The organism is Mesorhizobium sp. P2_E9 (assembly GCF_056403815.1).
In genome coordinates this window covers 458942-484384 of record NZ_JBFUET010000002.1, presented here as the reverse complement: position 1 = coordinate 484384, position 25443 = coordinate 458942, and the positions used below count along the sequence as shown (strand labels likewise).

Sequence of the window (25443 nt, the reverse complement as noted above, 5' to 3'; positions counted from 1 at the left end):
TTTCACTGGAGGTCCGTATGTCGGAAACCCACACGGTCAGGCTCAGCCCGGTCGGCGTCGAATTCGAGGTCGAGAATGGCGAAACGGTGCTCAACGCCGCGTTCCGCCAAGGCATCGCCCTGCCGCACGGCTGCAAGGAAGGGCAATGCTCGGCCTGCAAAAGCGTGTTGCTCGAAGGCGAAGTCGACATGCTGAAATACTCGACCTTCGCGCTGAACGACATGGAGAAGGAAAGCGGGCACGTGCTGTTGTGCCGCTGCATTGCCTACTCCGACCTGGAAGTCGAGCTCCTCAACTACGACGAGGAGATTCTGGCGAAAGCGATCGCCGTGAAAACGTACAAGGGCCGGATTGCTCGCATCGAGCACCTAACCCACGACATTCGCGGCATCGAGATCGAACTCGGCTCCCCAATGAAGTTCTGGGCGGGGCAATATGTCGACATCACGGTTACCACGCAAAAAGGGGAGACGATTACGCGCTCGTTCTCCATGGCAAATACGCCGGACCAAACCGAAAAACTCTCCTTCATCATCAAAAAATACCCGGAGGGAAAGTTCTCGGGCGAACTCGATTCCGGAGGCATCAGCGCCGGAGCCGAAGTCACCGTCGTCGGACCTTACGGAACCTGTTTCCGCCGCGACGAACGGCAAGGACCCCTGATCCTGGTCGGCGCCGGCTCCGGGATGTCGCCGATCTGGTCGATCCTCAACGACCATCTGAAGAGCGGCGAAAAACGTCCGGTCTATTTCTTCTACGGTGCCCGCACCCGCAACGACCTGTTCTATCTCGACAGGATCGCCGAGCTGGTCGGCAATCATTCCGACGTCACCTTCATTCCCGTGCTGTCGCACGCCAATGACGACGCCGAATGGCAAGGCGAGCGTGGCTTCGTGCACCAGAGCGTCGACGCCATACTCAAGCAACTGGCGGTCGACGGGCAGGGCGATGTCCATGCCTGTGGCCCGCCGCCGATGATCGATGCGCTGCAGCCGGTGCTGTTCATGAACGGCTTCGAAACGGAGCGGATCTTCTTCGACAAGTTCACCACATCGGCAGGTGCGACGCCGGCCCATTGAGGGGCGGCCGACACCACAGCCAACCACAACTGCAACAAGGGAGAGAGACTATGCCTGCAACCTCGAGTTCAGTCGGATCCGGAGCCGCCGGCGCGGCAATCTTCGCCGACTCCGACAGCCGGAAATACCGGTATTTCGACCCGAAAGGCCAGCGCGCCACCCACTATGAGGATATGACGGTCGACGTCCAGCCCGACCCGGAACGCTATCTGATCCAGGACTGGATCATCTCCTTCGCCGACGGCAAGGGCGCCTATGTCAAGCAGAACACCGCCGCCCAGAGCTCCAACTGGCACGCCTTCCGCGCCCCCGACCAGGAGTGGGAGCGCACGCACTACCAGCGCCAGTCTAAGATCGAGACGATGGTGCAGAGCGTCATCAACAATGCGCGCAAGTCGGGCACTCCCAAGACCTTCGACAAGGCCTGGGTCAAGATCCTGCAGACACAGCTCGGCGCCTGGAAACATGCCGAATTCGGACTCGGCACCTCGCTGATGCAGGCGCAGCGTTACGGCTACACCCAGATGATCAACAACGCGACGCTGACCAACTCGTCCTACAAGCTCAGGCTTGCCCAGGACATCACGCTCTACCTTGCCGAGATCGGCATGGACCTGCCCGGCTGGGACGACGAACTCGGCAAGAAGGCCTGGCTCGAGGACAAGAACTGGCAAGGCACGCGCGAAGCGGTCGAGACCATCATGGGCGCGACCGACTATCTCGAGCAGTATTTCGCCATCAACATCGTCTTCGAACCGCTGGTCGGCGAAATGTTCCGCTCCGGCTTCCTGATGCAGATCGCCGCCGCCAACCATGACTTCATCACCCCGGCGGTGATTTCCGCGGCCGAGGCCGACTACGAGCGCAACCTCGCCAACACGATCGACCTCATGCATCTCCTCGCCAATGACGAGAAGCACGGCGCCGCCAACAAGAAGCTCTTCCAGGGCTGGGTCAAGAAACACGGCGCGCTCGCCGACAAGGCAGCCACCGGCCTGCAGCCGATCTGGTCGATGCCGCATTCCAAGCCGGTCGCCTTCGCGGATGTCCGCGCCAAATCCGAAGAGCGGATTGGCCAGATCCTCGGCGAACTCGGCCTCAAGCGCTGAAACAGGAGAAATCGTCATGTCACTATCTGCACGCGACGCAACGCATTCCAACATCTTCAAGGCGATGAAGGACATCACCTTCGAGCAGACGATTTCGCACCAGTGCGGCGTCACCATGAACGACTCGGTCGAGGCACGCGCCATCGCCGAATTCATGGGCCAGAAGCCGGGGGTAACCATCACCTACCAGCCGGCGCTGATCCGCATCGACGGCGACGGCAAGCTGATCTTCAAGATGGACGCGATCGGCGAGTACCTCGGCCGCGAGATTTCGGCCGAGACCTTCGAGGTCAACACCTCCACCCATTACGGCCGCATGGTTCGCGTCGACGACAACACCGTGATCCTGTTCGGCAACATGGATGAGATGTTCGAATACATCGAATAGCCGCCACGAAAATCCGGCGCGCCGCCGGGTGCGGCGCGCCCAACCGATCAACGCGATTGCTGCGGAGGCAACCATGTACAGAACACCGGAAGGCAAGGACATTTTCGTGGTCGACGGCCACACCCATTTCTGGGACGGCAGCCCGGAAAACCAGAAGAACATCCACGGCAAGCAGTTCATCGAATGCTTCTACGCCTACCACACGGGCTTGAGCCCGAAGGAGCAGCTGTGGGAGAAGAGCAAGTTCGAGAAATACAGCGCCGACGATCTCTATCGCGACCTGTTCATCGACGGTCCCGATGATGTGGCGATCGTCCAGTCGACCTATCTCAAGGATTTCTACAAGACCGGCTTCAACACGATCGAGCGCAACGCCGAGGTGGCCAAGCGCTATCCCGAGCGTTTCATCGTCAACGGCGCCTTCGATCCGCGCGATGGCGAGAAGGCGCTGGAATACATCCACTTCCTCAAGGAGACCTACAACGTCAAGGGCGTGAAGATGTACACGGCCGAATGGAACGGCGCCTCCAAGGGCTGGAAACTCACCGATCCCGATGCCTACAAATGCTTCGAACTCTGCGACAAGCTCGGCATCAAGAACATCCACGTCCACAAGGGCCCGACCATCCTGCCGCTGTCGAAGGATGCGTTCGACGTCCATGACGTCGACCATGCGGCGACGGATTTCCAGGGCCTCAACTGGATCATCGAGCATTGCGGCCTGCCGCGCCTCGACGATTTCTGTTGGATCGCGACGCAGGAAACCAATGTCTATGGTGGCCTGGCGGTGGCGCTGCCTTTCATCCACGCGCGCCCGCGCTATTTCGGCGAGGTGATCGCCGAGCTTTTGTTCTGGCTTGGGCCGGAGAAGATCCTGTTCGGTTCTGACTACGCGATCTGGACGCCGCGCTGGCTGGTCGAGAAGTTCTGGGCCTACCAGATACCCGAGGACATCGCCGCCGAACGCGGCGTGCAGCTGACGGACGAGATCAAGGAGAAGATCCTCGGCCTCAACGCCGCGCGTCTCTACAACATCGATATCGAAGCCAAGAAGAAGGCGCTTGCCAGCTCGCCCTTCAGCATCGCGGCGGAGTAGGGGCCATGGCAACCGCCAGCGTTTCCGGCGACGGCCAGAAGGAACTCTGGCGGCGCCTTGGTGAGGTCAACGACCCGGAACTCGACGAACCCATCACAGAGATGGGCTTTGTCGAGCGGGCTGATGTGACAGGCGATGGCAGCGTGGAAATCGACTTCCGCCTGCCGACCTACTGGTGCTCGCCCAATTTCGCATTCCTGATGCTGGACGGCGTCCGCAAGGCGCTCGACCAGCTCTCCTGGGCGCCGGCCTATCGCGTCAAGCTGCACGACCACATGTTCGCCGACGAGGTCAATCGCGGCATGGCGGAAGGCAAGAGCTTCGGCGATATCTTCGCCGTGCTCGCCGAGGATCAGGATCTCGGCGGCTTGCGCGAAACCTTTGCGATGAAGGCCTTCAAGCGGCGCCAGGAGGCAGTCCTGCGCGGCCTCAAGGCGCACGGCCTGACCGATCGCGAAATCCTCGGCATGGACCTGCCGGCATACGACGTCGCGCGGTTCGAGCCGGGCGAGGCGGCCAAACAGAAGCCGCGATACCGGGCGGCGCTGCTCGAGGGTTTTCCCGACCGCCGGGCGGACGATCCCGTCTTCGTGACCTGGGAAGGGCATCGCATACCGCCCGATGCACTCAGCGCCCATCTCGCCGAACTGCGCGGTGTGCGCATCAACATGGAGTTCAACGGTGCGCTGTGCCGCGGGCTCAAGCAGACCCGATACAAGGAACTGGATGTGGTCGACGGCGAACCGACGCTGGTCGATTTCATCATGGATCGCGTGCCGGCACGAACAGCGCCGACCGCCTGAAGCAGAGCCGACAGCAACGGCCTCCCTTGCACGAGGCCCCTAACCAACAACCCGCCCGTAAGGCGGAAGGAGGAATCATGCCCAAGATAATGCTTCACAATTCCGAGGCTCGCCGTGCGCTCGCCCGTGGCGTCTTCCGGCTCGCCGCCGCCGTCGAACCGACGCTCGGCCCCAAGGGCATGAACGCCATGATCGACCGGCCGATCGGCACGCCGATGGTGACCCGTGACGGTGTCAGCATCGCCTCCGAGATCGAGCTGCACGACCGTTTCGAAAACATGGGCGCGCAGGTCGTCCGCGAAGTGTCGATGCAGACCAACGAGATCGCCGGCGACGGCACCACGACGGCCATCGTGCTCGCCAACGCGCTCATCCAGGGCGGCGTCGAGGCGAACGAACGCGGCGTGAAATCCGTCGATCTGTGCAAGGGCATCGACCTTGCCGTGGCGGCGGTGGTGGCCGCACTCAAGGCTTCCGCCAAGCCGGCCAAGGGCAACGGCATCCTGGCGTCGGTCGCCAACATTGCGGCGACCAACAGCAAGCTTGGCGCACTGGTGGCTGAAGCCCATCAGCGGGTGGGCGCCGAAGGCGTCATCACCACGGATTTCAGCGTCACCACCGAGACCACGCTCGATGTCGTCGAAGGGATGTCCTTCGAACGCGGCTACCTCTCGCATCACATGGTGACCGACCAGGAGAAGATGGAGGCCGTGCTCGACCGGCCCTACATCCTGATGACCGATCTCAAGATCAAGGAACCCGAGCAGCTCGATGCGGTCCGCCGCATAGCCGACGCGGCCGGGCGCCCGCTGTTGATCGTGTCCGAGGAAATGTCGCCGGAAGTGGTGGTGACGCTGCTCGGCAAGCAGGGACCGGGACGATATCTCGTCGTCCACCCGCCGGAATATGGCCATTGGCGCAAGGCGATGATGGAGGATCTGGCCATCATCACCGGCGGCAAGGTGATCGCGCGCGATCTCGGCGGCCGGCTGGAGGATGTCACGCCCGAGGATCTCGGCACGGCCGACCGGGTGAAGACCAGCTCGTCCTACACCTCGATCATTCGTGGCGGCGGCGACCATGCGACCATCGCCTCGCGTCGCGCCCAGGTGCAGCGGCAGTATGAAGCTTCGCCGCCGAATATCGACCAGGACAAGCTGCGCGAGCGGCTGGCCAAGCTCTCCGGCGGCACCGCGATCCTCTATGCCGGCGGCGTCACCCCGGTCGAGCAGAAGCGGACCATCCAGCTGATCGAGGATTCCTTGAATGCAGTGCGTGCCGCATCAGAAGAGGGCGTGGTCGCCGGCGGCGGCTCCGCACTCGCCCAGATCGCGCCGCTGCTCGACAAGGTGGCGGCCGGCGTCGATGGCGATGTCGCCGAGGGCGTGCGCCTCGTGCGCTCGGTGCTGTCGCGCCCGCTCTGGCGCATCGCCGCGAATGCCGGCGCCGATCCCGAAGCCGTGGTGATCGAGGTCACCCGCATCAATGGCGGCTACGGCTACAACGCATCGACCGGCGCCTATCAGAACATGTTCGAGGCAGGGATCATCGACCCCGTACGCGTCACCTACACCGCGCTCGCCAACGCGGCCTCCGTGGCGACGCTGATCCTGACCACCGAAACGCTGATTGGCGATCTTGCCGAGGATGAAGATCCGACGGCCGGGCCGGCACGTGGCGGCGGCTCCGAAAAGCTCGGCCGCGCCTGAAGCAATCCAGACAATCTCGACGTTGAAAGGAGACGACGATGAAAGCTGCCAGACTGTATGAATACGATCCGACGATGAACGTCCGCCTCAAGATCGAGGAGGTCAAGGCACCGACAATCACCGCGCCCGACGAGGTGATCGTGCGGGTGGGTGCTGCCGGTCTCTGCCGCACCGATCTGCACATTATCGAAGGCGTGTGGAAGCCGACCATGGACCCCGAAGGCACGCTGTTGCCTTACATCATGGGCCACGAAAATGCCGGCTGGGTCGAGGAGGTCGGCAGCGGCGTCAGATCGGTCAAGCGCGGTGACGCGGTGATCTGCCATCCCTTCCGCTCATGCGGCATCTGTCTCAACTGCCGCCATGGCGAGGACATGTATTGCGACAACGGCCAATTCCCCGGCCTCGGCATGAATGGCGGCTTCGCCGAATACTTCATCACCAGCGAGCGCTCGCTGATCAAGCTCAATGCCAACATCACGCCGATCGAAGTGGCGCCGCTGGCCGATGCCGGCATCACCGCCTACCGCGCCGCCAAGCGCGCCGCGAAGTTGCTGCGGCCAGGGAGCTATTGCGTGCTGCTCGGTATTGGCGGGCTCGGCCACATCGCGCTGCAATCGCTCCACGCGATTTCGGGCTGCCGTATCATCGCCGTCGACCGCGAACCGGCGGCGCGGGTGCTGGCCAAGGACCTTGGCGCCGATTTCATTCTCGACGGTGGGCCTAACGTCGTCGAGGAGGTCAGCCAGATCACCGGCGGCGGCGCGCATGTGGTGATCGACTTCGTCGGTGAACTCGGTGTCGAGAACATCTGCTGGAAGATGGTGCGCAAGGGCGGTCAATTGTTCGTCGTCGGCTATGGCGGCAACATCAACGTGCCGACCGCGCATCTCGTTATCGAGGAGATCAACATCGGCGGCAGCCTGGTCGGCAATTTCACCGAGCTTGTCGAACTGATGGAGCTAAACGCCGACGGCAAGGTGAAGATGCACTACACCGAGTACAACCTCGCCAGCATCAACACCGCGCTCGACGATTTCAAGAACCGCCGTTTCACCGGCCGCGGCGTTATCGTTCCCTGAGGTTTTCGGAAGCAGGCCACCGGCCTGATCCATCGGCCACAATTCCCCAGCCCATGGCGCGAATGCCATGGGTTTCTTTTTACGCCGCGTGTCAGAGAAAGCCGCGTCGGATGCCGTATTGGCCGAGCTTGCGATAGAGCGTCGGCCGTGAAATGCCGAGCCGCAGCGCAACCTTACTGAGATTGCCGCTCTCCGCGGCAAGCGCATTCTTGATCGCCTGGCGTTCCGCATCCTCGAAGGTGCGTACGGGGGCTTCGAGCATGGCCGCGGGATGGTCGCCGTGCACGGCCATGGCGTTGCGATCGCCGGCACTGATTTCCCCGGGAAGATCCTGCAGTTCGATGGTGCCGCCGCGCGCCAGGATGTGCAGGCGCTCGACCAGGTTCTTCAGTTCGCGCACATTTCCCGGCCAGCGATAGGCCAGCAGCGCATCGAGCGCTTCGTTTGAAAACTCCAGCGAGTCATTGCCGGCCAGCTTCGCGATCTGCCGGTTGAAATGCTCGATCAGCAGCAGCACGTCATCGCCGCGATCGCGTAGCGCCGGGACATGGATCGAGACCGCGCCGATGCGGTAGTAGAGATCGCTGCGGAAGCGTCCGGCGGCGACCTCTTGCTTGAGGTCGCGATTGGTCGAGGCGACCAGCCGCACATCCACCGGCCGCCCCCGGGAGTCGCCGATGCGGTGGACCACGCGCTCTTCCAGGACACGCAACAGGAAGGGCTGGATTTCGAGCGGCAACTCGCCGATCTCGTCGAGGCTGAGCACGCCGCCATTGGCGAGTTCGAAGATGCCCGGCTTGCCGTCGCGCGAAGCTCCGGTAAAGGCGCCGGAAACGTGACCGAACAATTCGCTGCCGAACAGTTCCTTGGTGATCGCGCCACAATTCATGGCGATGAACGGGTCATTTTCGCTGCGCCGGCTGCCGGCATGGACAAGCCGTGCGAACAGCTCTTTTCCGACGCCGGTCTCGCCTTCGATCAGCAACGAGGTGACGCCATTAGATCCGGCCACGCGGGACGCGATATCGACGGCGGCCAGCAATTTTTCGCTTTCGCCGACAATCATCGCCGCGGCTGCCCGCAGGTGTTTGTTCTCCTCGCGCCGCATCACCGTCATGCTGGTGACGGCCGGCACCGAAGGAAACACCAGGGCTGCGCCGCGAAGGTCGCCGTCGAGCTTCAGCGGCGTGACGTGGCAGGAGCGCAGATGCGGCGGCAGCGCATTGGCGAGATCGGTGTCCGAGCCGGAGGCCGGCAGGTTCATCAGCCAGCGGCCACGGCCAGGCTCCATCGGGCCGTCCATCATCTCGGTCGTGTCGCCATTGGGCACGTTGTTGCAGAAGATGGCGCGGCCGCGATGATCGACGATCACCAGCCCGTCCTTCCGGCGATAGCTGGGCGCCGAGGAAATGAAGGCTTCGAGCAGGCGCGTGCGCTGTTCCTGCTGCTGCTCGGCCAGCGCCTTTTCGATCTGCCTGGCGGTGGCGGCGACGAGTGCGGTGTTGTGCGGCCGGAAGATCGGCGAATAGCCCGACAGGTCGACGACGCCGATGATCTTGCCGTCCAGCGGATCGCGGATCGGCGCGCCGGCGCAGGTCCAGGATTTTATGCCGGCACAGAAATGCTCGGCCGCATGGACGAAAGTCGGCTCACCGGTCCAAAGTGCTGTACCGATGCCGTTGGTTCCGACGGCGCCTTCGTTCCATTTGCCGCCGATGGCGAGGTGGATATCCATGCCGTCATGCAGCGTCTTCTTGTCGCCGATGGCATCGATCAGCACGCCGTCGCTGTCGGCCAGAACCAGCATCGCGCCTGTCCCGTCCAGCAACTGGCCAAGCGAGGCGAACGACCGGCGCGCCGCCGAAAGCAGTTCGGCATTGGCGCGGGTCAGATATTCGATCTCGTCGCGATCGCTGCTCAGCGGCGCTTCGATGCCTTGTGCGTTGATGCCGCCGGTGGCGCTGCGATACCAGGAATCATGGATCAGCGAGCGAACGTGGACCGGATCGCGCGCTGATGTCGGCTTGTCGGAAAGAAAACTCTCCCAGGCGCGCATGGTGGCGCGCTCATCATAGTCGATCCTGTCCAGAACCAGTCGTCCGGTGGCCATCGACGCATGCGTCGCAAGAGCATCGGTTTTCATCGGATTGGGGCCGCTCGCTTGTCTCATTCAGTCATCACAGTACCTTTTGAGGTATGCCATTTCTGTATGCCGTCGCGGATTGGACGTGCAGAGCCGCGCCCGATAGCCTGCCGTCAGTCGATGCCGAGTTTCGCGCCGATGTCGGCCGCAAGCTGCTCCTCGGTATAGGTCGCGGTCAGCCGGGACCCATCCAGCCCGGCGAGCGCCTCGGCGATGGTTTCATCGACCGGCGAGAAGAAGCCATTCTGCTTCGTTGCCAGCACGAAGACCTGGTCGCCATTGCGGTTGCGGACATCGCCGATATGGTGAAGCTGGCGGCCCGTGTTCTGATCCTTCGAGATTACACGGCCGTTCATGGTAACGCGGATGGACGGGCTCGCTTCGGTGGCGGTTGCAGCGCTGCCGCCGACATGGATGATCAGCCCTTCCGCCTTGGGTTGCTGGCGCGGCTGCCTGGAGGCCGAGTAGCCGCCGCCGCTGATCTGGTCGGCAATTCGAGTGATGGTGGAGCGGTTCTGCTCGATCAGTCGCTTGACCTGAACATCCTCGCGCCGCAGGCCGTCCCGCTTGGAGATGATCTCGACCATGAATCCTCCCAGATTCGTTGGCTTGGCGGTGCCCGGGATACGGGTCATTCTTATTTGCAGCGAACCCTACACCGCCATCGCCGGATCCGCCATTCACAATAGGTAGCGCCGAATTTCACATCGTTGGTAGCAGGTGGCTGCTACACGAGATGCCCTGCTGGCCCCTTCTGTTTCAAAAAGTTGTGACTCGAGCCGGACACCCACGCAGTTCGACACTCATTGCGGATGGTTCGGCTCTGAGGTAGTTTACACATTCGGATGAGGAAGGTGCCTGCTGACGGGGCGGATTTTCACACTTGTTCCTGTTCTGTCTCGGCGGATTGTGAGTTCTTCAACAGACCTGATACCGCATCTGGGGAGCTTGTGGTGGTCGGGTCGCGGCGGTTGAGGCGGTTGCCATGCTCCGACTTTGCGGATTGATCGTGGTCTTCCTCGTAGCGGCCTTGACGAGCTTCGATGCGTCGGCCGATCGACGGGTCGCTCTGGTGATCGGCAATTCCCAGTACCGGGAAATCCCCGCTCTCAAGAACCCCGACAAGGATGCCGAAGACGTATCCAAGACGTTTCGGCTGGCCGGCTTCGAAGTGTTCGTCGCCAAGGATCTCACAAAGCTGCAGTTCGAGGAGCAGTTCCGCAACTACCTCGCGGCGGCGGACGGCGCCGATCTCTCCGTCGTCTACTATTCCGGCCATGGCTTTCAGATTGGCGGCGAGAATTTCCTGATCCCCGTCGATGCCTCGTTGAAGAATGCGGCCGACATAGAGGTCCAGGCGGTCAAGCTGGACGATGTCCTGCAGCAATTGCGCGCCAAATCGAAGATCCAGGTGATCATCCTCGATGCCTGTCGCAACAATCCGTTTCCGCGCAAGGATTATTGGCTGAGGGACCAGCTGATCACCGCCGGCAACACCGGTCTTGCGCAGGTCAAAAGCTCGCTGAACACGCTGATTGCCTTTGCCACGGAGCCAGGGGCGGTCGCCTATGATGGGGCCGGAGATCTCAGCCCGTTTTCCTCCGCATTCTCGCGTCGCGCGCTGGCGCCGAACCAGGAGATACGCACGGTCATGGCCGCGGTGCGCCGCGATGTGGTCGAGGCCACGGAAGGCAAGCAGGTGCCCTGGGAAAACTCCTCGCTCATCGACGAGGTTGTCCTGATGCGCCGCGCCAGCCGGCCTTCGCTGCCGCCGGTTCTGGAGAAGGTGGTGCCATCGGGTGTCGGGCCTGTTGCCCTGGATCTGCCGGAACCGGTCGATGTCGATGGCGGATCGATCACCGTCAGCATCGAAAGGCCGCCAGCACTTGGGCGCCTGCTGCTGGACGGCAAGGCTGTCGCTGTCGGCGAACCGATCGAGGGCAAGGACCTGCCGCGCCTGAAGATGGATGTGCCCAAGGGTGTCGGTGCGCCCGAAGAGGTCGACATGCTGGCCTACGCCACGCATGACAATTGGGGCGGCCAAGCCCAGGGCATCATGGTGTTCCGTGTCAAAAACAGTGAGGGCGCCGAGGGCGAAAAGATCGTGGCCTCGCTCGAGACCGAGCAGAAGCAGCAGGTGCTGGAGCGGGGCATCCATATCACCGGCGCCGCCGAGGCGATCGAAAATCGTGAGATCAGCGTCCCGGTCGGTGTCGGCCCGGTTCCGCTGAAGCTGGACTTCCCGACAAACGATCCTGCGGTCAGCCTGAAACTCGCGAGCTATCCGGCAACGGGTACGCTGTCCCTGCCGGATCGTGCCCTGTCGCCGGAGTCGAGCCTGATGGCGGATGAGGTCGACCAGTTGCGCTACGAACCCCAGATCGGTGCCGCCCAGCCGGTCGAGGTCGGCTTCGAGATCCGCGCCGACAGCAGCTCATCCAAGCCCGCCACCATGAAGCTGTCGCCAAGCGTCGATCCTTGCGACCAGGCCGCCGGCGAGCCTCTCGACCTGCAAGGCGTCGTCCCAGGCCTGCTGCCGAATGAAATCGGCACTGAGGCCGTGAAGGCCTGCGAGGCGGCGGTGAAGGCCTATCCCGACGTCGCTCGTTTCCGCTACGAACTGGGCCGGGCGCTGCTGGCAGTCGGCAAGGTCGAGGACGCGAAGAAAGCCATCCAGGCGGCAGCCGACAAAGGCCACGTCCGCGCCGTGTTCGAGCTTGGTTACTTCAACGCGACGGGTACGGGAATGCCCATCGACCGCAAGCGGGCCAACAGCTTCTACGCGGCGGCATCCGACAAGGGCGATCCTTACGGGATGATGGCCTGGGGACGCGCCTTGTTCAATGGCTACGACGTCCAGCCCGACACGGGCAAGGGTCTCGACCTTCTGCTGAAAGCGGCTGCAATGGGTCACACCTATGCCATGAACGAGCTGGCCGCGATCTTTACCGAGGGCCTCAATGGCATAACCGCCGATCCGGCCCGTGCGGTGGCCTTTCTGAAGGCAGGCGTAGAGCGGCAGGATATGTATTCGATGAACTTGCTCGGCCGCAACTACCTGGCCGGAGTGGGCGTCGAAAAAGATCCGAGCCAGGCGCAAGGGCTTTTCCAGAAGGCCATGGATCTCGGCCAGCCCTACGCTCCGGCCAGCCTTGCCCGCATGTACCGGGACGGTGTCGGCGTAGGGCAGAACCTTGATGAAGCGCAAAGACTGTTTGAACTCGCTGCCGCACGCGGTGATCAATCCGGTGCCTATGATCGCGCGGCTCTCGAAATGCAGAAGGGCGACAAGGCCGACCAGGCGATAGCGGTGCGTTACCTAGCCTTCGCCGTCGCACTTGATCTTCGCCAGGAATTGCCGGGCGCCCAGGCGAGCCTGGCAAAATTCGGCGCGAAGGCGAAAACGGCGGCGCTGAAGCAATTGCACGGCGAACTCAAGTCGAAGATCGCGGCGAACGGCTCGCTGGACGACCAACTGGTCAAGGCGGCCAGGGCGGTCTGGGAGCAAGCCAACCCGCGTCGGGATTTGTTCTAATCAACGAGGAGGCAATGGTGGGCAGGGCAGTGAAGCAGGCATTTATCGGAGCACTTCTGACCAGCGTACTGATGGGGCTCGTGGGCTGCACCTCGCTTCCACCCAAAATTGAGCCAACGCCAGAGCCAACGAAGCATCGGAAAGTCGTTCGGACGACGCCTCCGACAAAAATAGTTAAGCGCAAGAAGGTGATCGTCAAGAAAGTGATAGTTCCGGCAGAGGAAGCCCCTGAAAAGCCTCCTGTCATTCCCGCTCTCGGCGGCGGCGGCGGCGGTGGCGGTGGCGGTGGCCACAGTTGGTGATGAACTCGCCGAGTTGGAACTATGATGTGGTCAGTAGCGACCGACGACAGTAGCGCAAGGCCGACCTCGTGCAGTATGGTCTTAGAATGCCAGCGCTGCAGGCACTCTTAGGATTTCTGGCAGTGCTCGCCAACCAGTCGCAAGTGCTCTATGCTCCGCTTGGTGTCGTATCGATACGGTGGTCCTGGGCAGGGGCGGTCAATGTTCGAAGTCGTCGCATTCTGGTGGAAGACAACGTCGAAAGGCCCTGCAGCAAAAGCTCTTGGCCTGACCGTCGCGTTGTTGCTGTTGCTCGGACCGCAAGCCGCGAGCGCCGCGCCAAACTGGACGCTCGATCCCGCCGCTTCGGTGATCACCTACCAGTCGGTCAAGAAGAACACGATCGTCGAGACCAACAAGATCAGGAACATCACCGGTACGCTGAGCGCGGCGGGTGATGCCAAGGTCACGTTCGACCTCAATTCCGTCGATACCGGCGTCGACCTGCGCAATGTCCGCATGCGCTTCCTGTTCTTCGAGACATTCAAGTTTCCGACGGCCGAGCTGACGGCGAAGGTGGATCCCGCCGCATTCGCCGATCTGGCGACGAAGCGCAGGGTGAAGGCAACCTTGCCGTTCCGCCTCAATCTGCACGGCGTCGACAAGGATCTCGAGGCCAGCGTCGTCGTCACCATGATCAGCGACAGCATGGTGTCGGTTGCTTCGGAGGCTCCGGTCGCTGTCCATGTTGAGGATTTCGGCCTGCTGCCGAACGTCGACAAGCTGCAGCAGGCGGCCAATGTCACCAACATCGTGCCCACCGCGTCGGTGTCGTTCGATTTCGTCTTCACCGCCGACGGCAGCAAGCCTGCAGCCGCACCGACCGTCGTGGCGAGTTCGGCCGAGGTTGGCCCGGTTGCCACCGATGCCGCCAAGGCGAACTTCAGCGACGAGGAGTGCCTGAACCGGTTCGCCGTGCTCTCCCGCACCGGCGCCATCTACTTCCGTCCCGCCAGCGCGCGGCTCGATGCGAAAAGCCGTCCCTTGCTGACCGAGGTCGAAGGTGTTGTCGGCAAATGCCCGAGCCTCAAGGTCGAGGTCTCCGGTTACACCGATTCCGACGGCTCGCCGGAGGCGAACAAGCAACTGTCTGAGCGGCGAGCCCAGGCGGTCGCCGATGCCATTGTTGCCGCGGGCATTCCGCGCACGCAGATAACGGCGATCGGGTATGGCGAGGAGCGGCCGGTTGCCGCCAACGATACGCCCAAGAACAAGGCGCTCAACCGGCGGATCGAGTTTTCCGCGACCAAGCTCTGAGGGTGCGGTGAGGTCCGGTCTGATCGCCCGTTGCGGCGGCCTCTTTCGCGCCGCCGGTCTCGCGGTGCTCGCTTTGCTGTTGGCTGTGACGGCCGCCAGCGCCGAGCGTCGCATAGCCCTTGTCCTCGGCAACTCCCAGTACCAGCACGCGCCGCCGCTCGCCAATCCGGTGCGCGACGCCCAGGCCATGGCTGAACGCCTGAAGAATCTCGACTTTGAGGTGGTTGCCGGATTCGACCAGACCAAATCGCAGACGCAGGCAACGATCGCCCAGTTCGCAAAACAGGTGCGCGGCGCCGATATCGCGCTGTTCTTCTATGCCGGCCACGGCCTGCAGGTTTCGGGCAAGAACTATCTGCTTCCGGTCGACGCCGCGCTGGAGGACGAGACCTCCCTCGACTTCGAGGCCGTGCCGGTTGATTTCGTTCTGCGCCAGATGTCGCGGGAAACCAGCATCAGGCTGGTATTTCTCGACGCATGCCGCGACAATCCCCTTGCAGAGGTGTTGGCCAAGACCGCAGGCGTCAACGGCGCAAGCAGCGGCCTTGCCGAGATCCCGATCGAGAATGGAGGCGCCGGCACGCTTGTCGCCTTCGCCGCCAGTCCCAATCAACTCGCCTATGACGGGTCGGGCGAGCATTCGCCGTTCACATCGGCTCTGCTTCAGCACATCGGCGAATCCAACGTGTCCATCACTGAGGCGATGAACAGGGTGACGAGCGACGTCTTCAAGGCAACCGCCGGCAAGCAGCGCCCCTGGCTCAACGTTTCGTTGACCACGGAGGTCGTCCTGCACAAGGTCGATCTCAAGGCGCCATTGATCGTGGGCGAAGCGAGCACGCCTCAGGCCGAAGGCGGCTCCGAAGCGCGCAACACCGGCGCGGCCGGTGCGTCAGGCCAAAGTGGCGATCAGCTCGCGCTCGATGTGCTGCGCCAGAAAATCCCCAAGCTGGCATCGGACGCCCCGATCCTTTTCGACCATCCGATCGACTTCGGCGATGCGGCGATCGACGGCAAGAGCATCGCCGAACTGATCAAAAGCAAGCCGCTGTTCAGTCCGGTGGAGGGGTTGGACAAGTCGGTCTGGGAGGGCAAGCACTGCGACGGCTGCCATGAATGGAACGAGGCCCGGCTGTGCGATCAGGCGAAAAATTTCGCCGCCAACGATGTCTCTGTCTTGCGCCTGCAACATCCGCTGGGAACACGCTTCAAGGTGGCGCTGGCCAAATGGGCGCAAGGCGGCTGCAAGTAGGCCGCCCTAATAGGCATCCGCCGATTGGCGCGCCTCGATCTCGGCCATCTGGATGCCCATTTCGACAAAGGCCGAAAGAACGGCAAACCGGTCCGCGAGAGCGACACGGGCCAGTCCGGCCAGAATTCCGGCATTGACCGCATGGGCAGCAGGAAATGGTTGGGCAGGAAATGGTTGCAAGGTTGGTGCCATCGTCGCGGCCATGGCCGAACCATTGTCGCGCCATCCGGCAGCGAGTGCAATCCAGCCGACCGGCGTTATTGGGGGTGTCACTGCCGCTGTGCCGACGGCTGCCTGATGGCGAGGATTGTCCGGCTCACTCAAACAGTCGCCAACATGCGCAAGCAATTCCTGATCTGTCCCATCAAACAGCTCGGTCAGATGGCTCAGGCATTCATGCGCCCACCAGACCGCGGCCCGCTCGGCAAGCAGGTAGGCACAGAATGTGATCGCTTCTTCGGGAACGCGCCCGGCCAGCAGGTCGCGGCAAAACGCGATCGAACCTTGATCGGTTGGAAGGGTTCTCATGTCCCGGGCAATGGCGGGACAAGCCGTGAAAAGATCTCGTGCCGTCTTGAATCGGAGCCCATTGGCCATGACCGCCACGCTTTCATCGAGAAGCCTTGGCCACTCAAGCCTCAGGCGCGGCGCGGGTCAAGTCTGAACCTTGTGCTGCTGCAACACCCCATCGGCACTATAATGCCCTCAGCGCTTATCGACAGACAATTGCCATGAAATTTGGTATCATCACCATCGTCCAAATCGGATGCTCAAACAGGAGTAACCGCTATGCAGTGGGGCAAGTCAGCCTTTGTGTTGGCGGTCGTGTTTTTCTCGACCCACGCTTCCGCCGATCCCGTTCAGAAATCAGAAGACATCGTGAAGTTTTTTGCCGGCGCGGCCGATCTCGGCAAGTCGCGGGGAATCTGCGTCGGCACCGAGGAAGAGTGCAAGAGCAAGACCAAGGCAAAGGACGCGCCGCAAGGAAAATCCAGTCTCGATATGCTGATCAATTTCGGCTTGGATTCGGCCACACTCGACACCACCGCGCGCGCTGAACTCGATGAGTTCGCCAAGGCGCTGAAGGACAGCCGGCTGAGCACGTTCAGCTTCGTCGTCGAAGGCTACACCGACGCCACCGGCACGGTGCATTACAACGAAGGCCTGTCGCAACGGCGAGCGAAATCAGTGGCAGCCTTCCTGACGGCCAGTGGTGTCGATCCCGCCCGCATCAACGCGATCGGCATGGGCGAAAAGTATCCGCGCAGTCCCAACCCGTACGATCCGCTCAACCGCCGCGTGGAAATGCGAATTAAGACGCAGTAGCGCGCTAAAGCAATTCCAGGAAAAGTGAGAACGGTTTTCCCCGGGAAAAGCGCGTAGCGCTTTCCCTAGGGAATTGCGTCAAAACAAAGAGTTAGAGCAATTCACTGTTTCCGTGAAACAGTGAATTGCTCTAGGCTGTCACTGCTTGAGTACGCTACCCACGGCCACACCGGCGCCGAAGATCAGTGCCCTTGTCAGGAAGTCGTTGTTGCGCCGGCGCGGCGAAGGATCATCCAGCCGCACCATGGTCTCGCGGTTGCGCCACTTCGAAACGACCTGCTGCTGCTTGCGGGGCTTCTGCGCCACCGGCCTCATCGTGCGGGCCTTCTGCACCACCTGCTTTTTCGGCTGCGCCGCACGGGCTTGATCGGCGGCGTATCCGGCACGCACGGCTTCGATCTGCGGATCTGACTGGATTACGAGGAACGCCAGTTGCTCGCGCGTCAGATAGGTGGTTTGCGGCAGTCCGTTATCGGCTTGCCAGATGCCGATCGCCTCACGGGTCTGGGAGCCCAGGGTTCCGTCGATGCGCCCAATCTCGTTGCCCAACGCTTCGAGCCGCAACTGCAGGTCGATGCGGCCCTGGCGGTCGAGGCCGATCGCACTTTCCGTCAATTCGGTGCCCAGCGTCTGCTTCACCTCGTCCGGAACGCCGACTGAGGTGCGCACGGCAGAGCCGGAACCGGCGTTCGCCTGGTTCGTATCGAGGCCTGCGACCTGCCGGTTTTGAGCGTTCGGGCCGTTCTGTTCGTCGATGTTCAGCCGCGCCACGGTGGCGAAGCGACCGTTCGGGAACTGGTCGAGATAGGCCTGGTAGAACGGCTCGGAATTGTGCTTCGAAGCCTCATCCCAAAGACGTTGCTCGATTTCCCAGGAAGGCGAACCACCGGCGACAGGCGCAGAGGCGGATGTCGCGGCTGCGTTCGATGCGTCGGCCACGGGATTTGCAGCCGCCGCCGCGACGAGTTTTCCCAGGAAGACCTCGCGTCCCAGCGATGCGTTATGCCACGGCCGCTGGCGGCCTTGCGTGGTTTCGGTGACCTCGCCGCGCACGCGCGTCAGCGCGCTCTGGATTTCGACGCCGGGTTCGGTCAGATGCTTGGCGAGCGCGGTGGAGTAAGGACTGTCGGCCCCGTCGCCGTCGAAGGCGATGGCGCCAGGATCCGTGGCATAGGCAATCAGCAGGCCGCCGGTACCGACACCGTCCGATCTCGCTTCGACCGGCGCCAGGCCTGTGCCCAGCGAGGTGGAGCGGCTTTTCGGCAGCGAGGCCGCCAGCGTCCTCGCCAGCGGATTGTCGCGGCAGGCATCGAGGATGATGACGCCAATCGCCGGGTCGGGCGGCAGCGCGGCCATGAAGTCGTCGATCTGAATGGTGCGGGTCTTGAGATAGGCCGGCGACGTCAAATCGGCGTCGACTGGGATCAGGTAGTTCTTGCCGTCGACCTGCATGCCGTGACCGGCATAGAAAATGACCGCGAGGTCGGCGTCGTAGGCTTGCTCGGTGAACCGGCTGATGAGGCTGTGCATGCCGGCATTGTCCTGATCGACCCCTTCGATCACCTCGAAGCCGGCGTTGCGCAGCGTCGATGCGATGAGGCGGGCATCGTTGGCGGGGTTGGGCAAGGTAACCGCATGGACATAGTTGCTGTTGCCGATCACCAGCGCGACGCGCTTGACGTCAGGCGCGGCGGCCCCGGCGCCGAAGGCGGCAAGGAAAACCAGGATAATCCCGCTCAGAAAGACTGTGATCGTTTTCATGGACCAGCCCTCTACCCACCAAGGGTGCTAAATTTCGTCGGCGACTGGGTCGCCTGTGCCAAAAATGGCTCCTGGACGTGTGTGGTCTTGACCGCAGTTTTGGTTCACGAAGGTCCGAAAATAGTGACACCAATAGTCTGAGCGACTGATGCCACCACAGGCAGGTCAAAGCGCAGTCTGAATCGAGCTTATGAGGGCGGTGACGGCCTGCTTGTATTTTTCGAACTCCGGCGATGTCTGGCGGATCTCCGTCGTCGGCGGCGGCGGGGTGGCGTCGGTGGCCACACGGCTCAGCTTCTGGCCCATCTTCCTTTCGGCCCAGTCCACTACATAGCTGGCTGTCTTTCCGGCGAGAAACGGGTTGGCCTGGATGACTGCCGACCCCAGCACGGCGCTCAGTTGCGCCGAGCCTGGCGCGGCCAGCACCTGGTGTGCGCCCTCCATGCCCAGGAAATGGCAGAGATAGAGCCGGCCGGCTGTGATCTGGTGACCGCGCGCCCGCAGATAGGCCTCGCCTTCGCGCGCCAGATTGCGCACCATCTCGCGCGAAATGGTGGCGTCGTAGCGCAGGGCGAGCAGGTCGGCGGTCGACAGCGTGCGTGCAAGTTCCGGCCGGTAGGTGTTCATCATCCGGATCCAGGTCTTGGTTATGAACTGGCCGGCGCCGGTCGCCGAGGAATTCGGGTTCTTGGCGCGGGCGCTGCCGCCGCTTTCGACATGAACGATCCGCTCGGTCAGCGTTTCGACAGCGACATCGCCGGAATTGCCGGAATTGCCAGAATCATAGGTGGCGACCGTGGTGACCGTCCCCAGCGGATCGATCGCCTCGCCGTTCTGGTAGAGCTCGAAATGCAAATGCGGGCCGGTCGAAAGCCCGGTGGTGCCGATATAGCCAATGACGTCGCCGGCCTTCACCTTGGTGCCGACGCCGCTGGCAATGGCGAATTTTTGCATATGCGCGTAGCGCGTCTCGCGTCCGTTCGCGTGCGAAATCTTCACCAGATTGCCATAGCTGCCGCCATCGCCCTGGAAACTGATCTCGCCGTCGAAGGCCGCCATGATCGGCGTGCCGACAGGGGCTGCCCAATCGACACCCTTGTGGATACGAACGACGCCGAGGATCGGGTGCTTGCGCGGGCCGAAGGTCGAGGTCATGACCCCGTTCACCGGCGTGACCATGCCGTTGGCGACAGTCAGCGAGCGCACCTCGTCATTGCCGGTGACGCAGGCGAACTGGCCGTCGCTCTGCTGGAAGACGAAACAGTCGATGGTCTTCTCACCGCCCTGGACGCCGACATAAAGCACCCGCCCGGACGTCTCTTCCTTGCCGCGCGGCGTCTGCGAGTAGATCAACACCAGGCGCTGGTCTTCGCTGGCGAAGGCGTCGAGGTCCTGTCCTCGCGACAGGTACATGATCGCCTCGCCGATGACGCCGGTTGGAACCTTATTGCGCGCAGCCGTCGAATAGATCGCGTCGAGCAGGCGGTATTGCCGCTTGGGCCCGCCTTGATCGGCACCGGAATAGTTGAACAGGTCCTCGCGCACCCAGGGATCGACACCCGACACGAAGGCGCCCGTGGCGTTGCGTGTCAGCGTGCCGACAAAGACATTCTTGGCGTAGATCGAAACCTGCATCAGCGACATCGTCGTCGTCTCGCGGTTCGGCCGGAACCCACGCATGGCAACAACATAACCAGCTTCCAGACCGTCCCGGTTGAAGAGCGCCTTCAGGGCTTCGCCGGCCAGCTTGGCATCGTCGGCGGAGAAATGCGCGTCGAGCGCAACGCTGTCCAGGCTGCGGTCGTTGAGGATCTTCACGAAGGTGTCTTCGGTCGCCTCGAAGCGCTGGTACTCGCTGGTCACGGTTGCGACGGTCGTATTGTTCTCGATCTGGGTCTTCTTGAAGGCCGGCAGCGCTGCCTCGCCCTGATCGATGGTCTCTCCCCAGCCGGCCTCCGGGTCGTTGGCATCCGCTTTGGGCGCCGAACCGGCCGGGGCTTCGCTCGCATCGGGTGCCGCCAGGTCATTGTCCAGGTCGCCCTGCTGGTCGTTCGGTGCCACCGCCGGGGCAGGCGGAGCGGCCTGCTCGGTGGGTGCGGCAGCCGAAGAAGTCGGAGCGGTCCGCCGCTGTGCCTGGAAGAATGCGAAGTCCTCCTGCGTCGACGGGATCGTTGTCATGAACTTTTCGCTGGCACTCAGCATTACGTCGGAGAGGATCTCGATCTGCGGCGAGGCGCCGGAACTGTCGAGCTCGGCCGGGCGCGCTACCGCATGGCCCTTGCTTGCCGTGTCGGCATCGGGCGCAAGCGTGATCCACATCGGATCCCCGGCCAGGTCGATAATGGCCGGCACATAGACGGATGCATCGGCCGGCACGTCGTCCGCGCCTTCGACCGCGTGCAACTCCTCGTCTTCGTCGCCGAACGACCAATAGTCCGCGGTGAGGTAGAAACCGGCGCCGATCGAAAGCAGAACAATCACGGCGAACCCGGCAATGAGCCGGCGCCAAAGCGTGCGCCTGCGAAGCGCGGCGCGCGCCTGTTTTTTCTCCCTGAAGCTGGTGTCGATACTGTGCGTCACGGATTGCTTCCGGTCAGGAAGAAGGTCCACCGCACCTGTTCAAGCGTATCGACTTCGAGAAATTGCGCCGCGATATGGCCGCGCTGCCAGCACTCGTCGATGCCGCGGATCGAAAAACGCCGCCGCTCGATGCACATCTCGGTCGATCCGGTCAGGATCGCATGGCCGAATACATCCGTCGCATAGATGTAGATGTAGCGGTTCGTCAGTTCCTCGCGGATGACGTTCACGCATTGATTGGCGCCGATGGTCCACCAGCCGTCGGTCTGGTCCGCATTGTCGACCTTCTGGCCGACCGCGAGATTGACGACGTCGAGTGTCTGGTTGCAGACCGTGAATTCGGCACGCGCTTCGCCGGACGACAGCACAGCCAGCAGTGCCGCCCCTGCCATGACCGCAAGCTTCATGCGGCCCGTCAGGGCAAGCAGGGCTCGAGCCGGATCACGCTGCTCTATCGGCAGGTCGGCAGACGAATGAGGCAAACACGCGCGGCGGAGTTCCATCGGGCGCCATGCTATCCGCCGAGCCGGAAATACTTGGCAGTGGCTGAAAATTGCGATCCGTCGGTCTCGATCTCTTCGAGAATTTTAGGCAGCAGCACCGAGGCTGGCGTCGGCGTCGAGAAGGCTGCCGCCTGAATATCCTGCGGGCCTGTGATCACCATTATGATCTGCGGCACGGCCTTCCCGGCTGCCTTGTCGGCGGCGCCGAGGCCAATCGGGATGCTGAAGGTAGCCTTGTCGGATTGCGCGACGATGCGGTCGTCGAGATTGAACACCATGCCCTTGTGATCGATCAGCAGGACGCTGGAAATGAGCCCGCCGCGCGTCACCAGCGTGCCGCTGATCGGCGTACCATCAGGTACCGATGTCCGGTCGAGAACAAGCTGCGGCTTGTCGGCCGCGGCCTGCCCGAGAAAGCGCAGAAAGTTGGTGACTTCGCATTGGCTCGGCTCGATGAGGCGGACGCTGATGTCCGGCTCGACATGGAATTTTGCCTGGAAATCGCCGAGCATCCGTTCGAACGGCTGGACCGCCGTGCCAAACCCTTCGATCGCGGCGGCCTTGTCGGTTGACGACGTCATGGTCGCATAGAAACAGTCGCCGCCGCCGAAGTCGCGAACCCAGGAGACACGTTGCGCACTGTCGTCGACGACCGGGGGGACCGCCGGTTTGGGCACGTTCAACGCGACGACAGCCTGGTCCGATTGTTTGGCCGGCAGTGATGAGGCGTTTTGGCCCTCGGCGTTCGCGGCATCCGTCTGGCTCACGCTGGGTTTGGGTGCGGGCACGGCCGCCTTGGGTGCTTCCGGCTGGCCGATCTGTGGCTCAGGCATTGGGGTCTGCACAGACTCTGGTTGGGCCGGCGGCAGCGTTGCGACCTTCTCGGTTGGCGGGGCTGGAGCGGTTGTGTCAGGCGCTGGAGCTGCCGTTTGACTGTTGCTGGCCATCGTATCTGGCTGGATTGCCGGCGATGCCGTTTCGGGCGGCTGCTTCACCTTCGTTACGGATGGCTTCGGGGGTTTTTGCGCGGAGGCAGTGGGCTTCGCCGGCTCCGGCGCTTGCACTGGCTTGGCATCTGCCTGGCTTCCAGCCGCCGGCGCGCTCGCCTCTGTTTGGGTTTGCGCGTCCGTGGTCGGCGGCTTCGGCGGTTCCTCGGCCTGCGAGGGGGCCTCGGCGGGCTTGGCCGGTTGCGGCTTTTGAGCCGCCGCGGCATCTGGCTGTTTTTCAGCCGGAGGGACGCTGGCCTGCGGCTGCGCGGGCGGAACCGGTTTTGTCGGCTCGGGCGCGCTCGCGACCTTGTCCGTGGGGGTCGGCTTCGATGTTTCCGCTACAGGTTTTGATGGTTCGGGCGAAAGCGATGTCTTGCCGGCAGGCGGCGCCGCCGGCGTCATGAAGCCGCTCAGGTAGAGGCCCGCGCCTGACGCGACGGCCAGCGCTGCCAAGGCAGCAAACGCGATGGTTCGGGTCTTCGCGGGTTTTCCAGGGACATTGCTCGCGGCCGTGCGCGGCGGGCTGGGGACGGCCTGAGGCTGCGGCTCGGACAAATGCGCGGGCCGGACATGCGGGACGAAGCGCTGTTCGCCCGGGCCCGTTGCCGCCGGCGCATCGTGCCCCGCGACATTGGAGGGCTGGGGCTGTGCCTTGGGATCAGGGATAAGGGTATGCCCCGCCGCTGGCAAAGCCGGCCGGTCGCGGGGTGTCCTGGATGGCGGCGGCGTTGTTGCTTCGTCTTCGCCGCGCGTCATCCTGGCGATATCGGCCATGCTGGCCGGCCGGTCTTGCGGATCCGGTTGCAGCATGGCTTCGACAATGTCGCGAAAATCGTCGTCTATGTCTGAGAGATCGGGCACCGTCCGGCGCTTTTCGATGATCTCGTACTGTGATCCGCTCATGTCGATCGGCTTGCCGCGCAGAGCGGCAGCGAGCACCAGCCCAAGGCTGTAGATGTCGGACTGTTCGCTGACGTCGCCGCTGTACAGCCCGAGCTGTTCGGGTGAAACGTAGTTGTATTTTCCCGCGAACTTTCCGCCGATCAGCGTCTCTCCGCCCACGGTCGCCGATCGCGCGATGCCGAAATCGATGATCTTTGCGCGGTCGACCCGGCCCCCCGGCAGGATGATGTTATCGGGCGAGAGGTCGCGATGGATTGCTCCGGCCTGGTGCACGGCGGCCAGGCCAGATGCGAGGCGATGACAGAGCTTGCGCACATCTTCCGTCGGCATCGGCCCACGCCGCATGATGTCGAACAACGACTCGCCGTCGACGAATTCCATGGCGAGATAGGGACGGCCGATCCCGGGATCGATGGTGAAGACGTGGTATCGCACGACCGCGTCATGCGACAGATGGTTGAGGATCGAGGCCTCCTTGCGGAACAAGGACAGGATCGTCTGGTCACGGGCAAATTCCGGCAGCACGATCTTGATGGCGACGTGGTCTCCGGTCTGGATGTTGTGGCCGCGGTAGACCTCACCCATGCCGCCGAATGCGATCCGCTCGTCAAGCTCGTAGATGCCGCTGAGCTGCGTGCCGACGGCGGTGTTGGCCACCTGCGGCGATATTCGCGTCTTGTCGTCGGCGCTCATCAGCCTCGGCCCTCCGCTCTGGACAGATCAGGGTGGAGCGATTGTCCATTGCGCTCGTTTGCGATCTTCACCAGCACGATGGTGACATTGTCGGTTCCGCCTCGCGCCAGCACCGTTTCCAGCAGATTTTCACAGGCCGCCTGCGGCGTTGCCGACACCACCGCGGCCTCGATCTCGGCGTCGGTGACGTGCGCCGTCAGCCCATCGGTGGCCAGCACGAAAACGTCCCCCGGCATCAGTTCGCCCTGCTGGAAATCGATGACGAAGTCGTCGCTGACGCCGACCGCATGCGTGATGACATTGCGGCGTGGCCAGGTGAGCGCCTCGGCCGCGCTGATCATGCCTCGATCCAGCAGCTCTTGCACTTCGGTGTGGTCTTTCGAAATCTGCGAGATCGCGGCGTTGCGGATCAGATAGACCCGGCTGTCGCCCGCCCAAAGGCAGGCAAACCGTCCGTCCATTGCCAACAAGGCGGCGACCGTGGAGCCGATGGTGATGCCGCGCGATTCCGATATGCCGCGGATCTCGGCATTGGCCCGGCTCAGCCTATCCTCGAAGCGCGCTCGCAGATCCGGAGCGGAGCTTGCGATGCCGATCGTGGCCAGGTGGTCGACAATGCTGGCCGAGGCGACCTCTCCGGCCTCATGCCCGCCCATTCCGTCGGCCACCACCCAAAGCCCGGTTCGCGGCTCGAGTAGATAGTTGTCCTCATTGTGCTCGCGGACACAGCCTTTGTGGCTCACGCCGAAACTGTCAAAGGGAAGGGCGACATCGCTCACCTTGCCACCAAACGCGTCTCACGCGTCCTCTGCGGCGCACTCCTGGGCGCCCGCTCACGCCAGTCTGCCACAGGCTCGGCCATTAAAGTATCGAAATTAAGGTCCGGCCGCCTGA

20 protein-coding genes are annotated in these 25443 nt (G+C 62.9%); 12 read left to right on the top strand and 8 right to left on the bottom strand.

Annotation, left to right across the window (positions count from 1 at the left end; all coding sequences use genetic code 11):
• Window positions 1-17 precede the first annotated feature (17 nt).
• The 7 genes from AC1D05_RS05455 (at window position 18) to AC1D05_RS05425 (ending at window position 7266) form a co-directional block, all read left to right on the top strand.
• Complete coding sequence (locus tag AC1D05_RS05455; RefSeq protein ID WP_477438912.1) at window positions 18-1079, top strand: 2Fe-2S iron-sulfur cluster-binding protein; 1062 nt, start codon at window positions 18-20, stop codon at window positions 1077-1079.
• A gap of 50 nt (window positions 1080-1129) precedes the next feature.
• The gene (locus AC1D05_RS05450) at window positions 1130-2188 is read left to right on the top strand and encodes an aromatic/alkene monooxygenase hydroxylase subunit beta (protein ID WP_258585423.1); all 1059 of its coding nucleotides are present in this window, start codon (window positions 1130-1132) and stop codon (window positions 2186-2188) included.
• Between the two features lie 16 nt (window positions 2189-2204).
• Window positions 2205-2576: an MmoB/DmpM family protein gene (locus AC1D05_RS05445; protein ID WP_027045792.1), complete on the top strand. Its 372-nt coding sequence runs from the start codon at window positions 2205-2207 to the stop codon at window positions 2574-2576.
• A gap of 73 nt (window positions 2577-2649) precedes the next feature.
• On the top strand, window positions 2650-3672 hold the full coding sequence (locus tag AC1D05_RS05440) for an amidohydrolase family protein (protein WP_477438910.1): 1023 nt from the start codon (window positions 2650-2652) through the stop codon (window positions 3670-3672).
• A gap of 5 nt (window positions 3673-3677) precedes the next feature.
• Window positions 3678-4475: an iron-sulfur cluster assembly protein gene (locus AC1D05_RS05435; protein ID WP_477438908.1), complete on the top strand. Its 798-nt coding sequence runs from the start codon at window positions 3678-3680 to the stop codon at window positions 4473-4475.
• 77 nt (window positions 4476-4552) lie between these two features.
• Entirely contained in the window at window positions 4553-6184 is a 1632-nt protein-coding gene (gene groEL / locus AC1D05_RS05430; protein ID WP_477438907.1) for a chaperonin GroEL, read from the top strand.
• 38 nt (window positions 6185-6222) lie between these two features.
• On the top strand, window positions 6223-7266 hold the full coding sequence (locus AC1D05_RS05425) for an NAD(P)-dependent alcohol dehydrogenase (RefSeq protein ID WP_477438905.1): 1044 nt from the start codon (window positions 6223-6225) through the stop codon (window positions 7264-7266).
• 91 nt (window positions 7267-7357) lie between these two features.
• Here the strand turns inward: AC1D05_RS05425 and AC1D05_RS05420 are convergent, their stop codons facing one another.
• Both AC1D05_RS05420 and AC1D05_RS05415 read right to left on the bottom strand, forming a co-directional pair.
• Window positions 7358-9436, bottom strand: coding sequence for a sigma-54-dependent Fis family transcriptional regulator (locus AC1D05_RS05420; RefSeq protein ID WP_477438903.1), 2079 nt, complete (start codon window positions 9434-9436; stop codon window positions 7358-7360).
• A gap of 86 nt (window positions 9437-9522) precedes the next feature.
• A complete protein-coding gene (locus AC1D05_RS05415; protein WP_477438901.1) occupies window positions 9523-10044 on the bottom strand; it encodes a hypothetical protein in 522 nt (173 codons plus the stop codon).
• Between the two features lie 350 nt (window positions 10045-10394).
• On the opposite strand from AC1D05_RS05415, the gene AC1D05_RS05410 reads away from it, so the two are divergent.
• From AC1D05_RS05410 to AC1D05_RS05395, 4 genes are all read left to right on the top strand, one after another.
• Window positions 10395-12944 carry a caspase family protein gene (locus tag AC1D05_RS05410; protein WP_477438899.1) on the top strand — a complete coding sequence of 850 codons (2550 nt, stop codon included), beginning with the start codon at window positions 10395-10397 and terminating at the stop codon, window positions 12942-12944.
• A gap of 14 nt (window positions 12945-12958) precedes the next feature.
• Window positions 12959-13246: a hypothetical protein gene (locus tag AC1D05_RS05405; protein WP_477438897.1), complete on the top strand. Its 288-nt coding sequence runs from the start codon at window positions 12959-12961 to the stop codon at window positions 13244-13246.
• A gap of 201 nt (window positions 13247-13447) precedes the next feature.
• A complete protein-coding gene (locus AC1D05_RS05400; RefSeq protein ID WP_477438895.1) occupies window positions 13448-14542 on the top strand; it encodes an OmpA family protein in 1095 nt (364 codons plus the stop codon).
• Window positions 14543-14549: 7 nt separating this feature from the next.
• Window positions 14550-15794: a caspase family protein gene (locus AC1D05_RS05395; RefSeq protein ID WP_477438893.1), complete on the top strand. Its 1245-nt coding sequence runs from the start codon at window positions 14550-14552 to the stop codon at window positions 15792-15794.
• A 6-nt stretch (window positions 15795-15800) separates the two neighbouring features.
• On the opposite strand, the gene AC1D05_RS05390 is transcribed toward AC1D05_RS05395, so the two are convergent.
• Window positions 15801-16391, bottom strand: a complete 591-nt coding sequence (locus AC1D05_RS05390; protein ID WP_477439130.1) for a DUF6931 family protein — start codon at window positions 16389-16391, stop codon at window positions 15801-15803.
• A 192-nt stretch (window positions 16392-16583) separates the two neighbouring features.
• Between AC1D05_RS05390 and AC1D05_RS05385 the strand changes: the two genes are divergently transcribed.
• Window positions 16584-17120, top strand: a complete 537-nt coding sequence (locus tag AC1D05_RS05385) for an OmpA family protein (protein ID WP_477438891.1) — start codon at window positions 16584-16586, stop codon at window positions 17118-17120.
• Window positions 17121-17258: 138 nt separating this feature from the next.
• On the opposite strand, the gene AC1D05_RS05380 is transcribed toward AC1D05_RS05385, so the two are convergent.
• The 5 genes from AC1D05_RS05380 to AC1D05_RS05360 form a co-directional block, all read right to left on the bottom strand.
• Entirely contained in the window at window positions 17259-18881 is a 1623-nt protein-coding gene (locus tag AC1D05_RS05380) for a caspase family protein (RefSeq protein WP_477438889.1), read from the bottom strand.
• A gap of 165 nt (window positions 18882-19046) precedes the next feature.
• Window positions 19047-21461 carry a peptidoglycan DD-metalloendopeptidase family protein gene (locus AC1D05_RS05375; RefSeq protein WP_477438887.1) on the bottom strand — a complete coding sequence of 805 codons (2415 nt, stop codon included), beginning with the start codon at window positions 21459-21461 and terminating at the stop codon, window positions 19047-19049.
• Window positions 21458-21868 carry a DUF1036 domain-containing protein gene (locus tag AC1D05_RS05370; RefSeq protein ID WP_477438885.1) on the bottom strand — a complete coding sequence of 137 codons (411 nt, stop codon included), beginning with the start codon at window positions 21866-21868 and terminating at the stop codon, window positions 21458-21460. Before AC1D05_RS05370 ends, AC1D05_RS05375 begins: the two co-directional genes overlap by 4 nt.
• A gap of 107 nt (window positions 21869-21975) precedes the next feature.
• Window positions 21976-24549, bottom strand: coding sequence for a serine/threonine-protein kinase (locus tag AC1D05_RS05365; RefSeq protein ID WP_477438883.1), 2574 nt, complete (start codon window positions 24547-24549; stop codon window positions 21976-21978).
• Window positions 24549-25328: a PP2C family protein-serine/threonine phosphatase gene (locus AC1D05_RS05360; RefSeq protein ID WP_477438881.1), complete on the bottom strand. Its 780-nt coding sequence runs from the start codon at window positions 25326-25328 to the stop codon at window positions 24549-24551. Before AC1D05_RS05360 ends, AC1D05_RS05365 begins: the two co-directional genes overlap by 1 nt.
• Window positions 25329-25443 lie beyond the last annotated feature (115 nt).

What these genes read in the sequence shown, in the direction of transcription:
- AC1D05_RS05455 (WP_477438912.1), top strand. Translation starts at nt 18, where the DNA reads ATGTCGGAAACCCACACGGTCAGGCTCAGCCCGGTCGGCGTCGAATTC.
- AC1D05_RS05370 (WP_477438885.1), bottom strand. Translation starts at nt 21,868, where the DNA reads ATGAAGCTTGCGGTCATGGCAGGGGCGGCACTGCTGGCTGTGCTGTCG.
- AC1D05_RS05415 (WP_477438901.1), bottom strand. Translation starts at nt 10,044, where the DNA reads ATGACCCGTATCCCGGGCACCGCCAAGCCAACGAATCTGGGAGGATTC.
- AC1D05_RS05410 (WP_477438899.1), top strand. Translation starts at nt 10,395, where the DNA reads ATGCTCCGACTTTGCGGATTGATCGTGGTCTTCCTCGTAGCGGCCTTG.
- AC1D05_RS05365 (WP_477438883.1), bottom strand. Translation starts at nt 24,549, where the DNA reads ATGAGCGCCGACGACAAGACGCGAATATCGCCGCAGGTGGCCAACACC.
- AC1D05_RS05405 (WP_477438897.1), top strand. Translation starts at nt 12,959, where the DNA reads ATGGTGGGCAGGGCAGTGAAGCAGGCATTTATCGGAGCACTTCTGACC.
- AC1D05_RS05380 (WP_477438889.1), bottom strand. Translation starts at nt 18,881, where the DNA reads ATGAAAACGATCACAGTCTTTCTGAGCGGGATTATCCTGGTTTTCCTT.
- AC1D05_RS05385 (WP_477438891.1), top strand. Translation starts at nt 16,584, where the DNA reads ATGCAGTGGGGCAAGTCAGCCTTTGTGTTGGCGGTCGTGTTTTTCTCG.
- AC1D05_RS05440 (WP_477438910.1), top strand. Translation starts at nt 2,650, where the DNA reads ATGTACAGAACACCGGAAGGCAAGGACATTTTCGTGGTCGACGGCCAC.
- groEL (WP_477438907.1), top strand. Translation starts at nt 4,553, where the DNA reads ATGCCCAAGATAATGCTTCACAATTCCGAGGCTCGCCGTGCGCTCGCC.
- AC1D05_RS05400 (WP_477438895.1), top strand. Translation starts at nt 13,448, where the DNA reads ATGTTCGAAGTCGTCGCATTCTGGTGGAAGACAACGTCGAAAGGCCCT.
- AC1D05_RS05450 (WP_258585423.1), top strand. Translation starts at nt 1,130, where the DNA reads ATGCCTGCAACCTCGAGTTCAGTCGGATCCGGAGCCGCCGGCGCGGCA.
- AC1D05_RS05420 (WP_477438903.1), bottom strand. Translation starts at nt 9,436, where the DNA reads ATGAGACAAGCGAGCGGCCCCAATCCGATGAAAACCGATGCTCTTGCG.
- AC1D05_RS05390 (WP_477439130.1), bottom strand. Translation starts at nt 16,391, where the DNA reads ATGGCCAATGGGCTCCGATTCAAGACGGCACGAGATCTTTTCACGGCT.
- AC1D05_RS05445 (WP_027045792.1), top strand. Translation starts at nt 2,205, where the DNA reads ATGTCACTATCTGCACGCGACGCAACGCATTCCAACATCTTCAAGGCG.
- AC1D05_RS05435 (WP_477438908.1), top strand. Translation starts at nt 3,678, where the DNA reads ATGGCAACCGCCAGCGTTTCCGGCGACGGCCAGAAGGAACTCTGGCGG.
- AC1D05_RS05425 (WP_477438905.1), top strand. Translation starts at nt 6,223, where the DNA reads ATGAAAGCTGCCAGACTGTATGAATACGATCCGACGATGAACGTCCGC.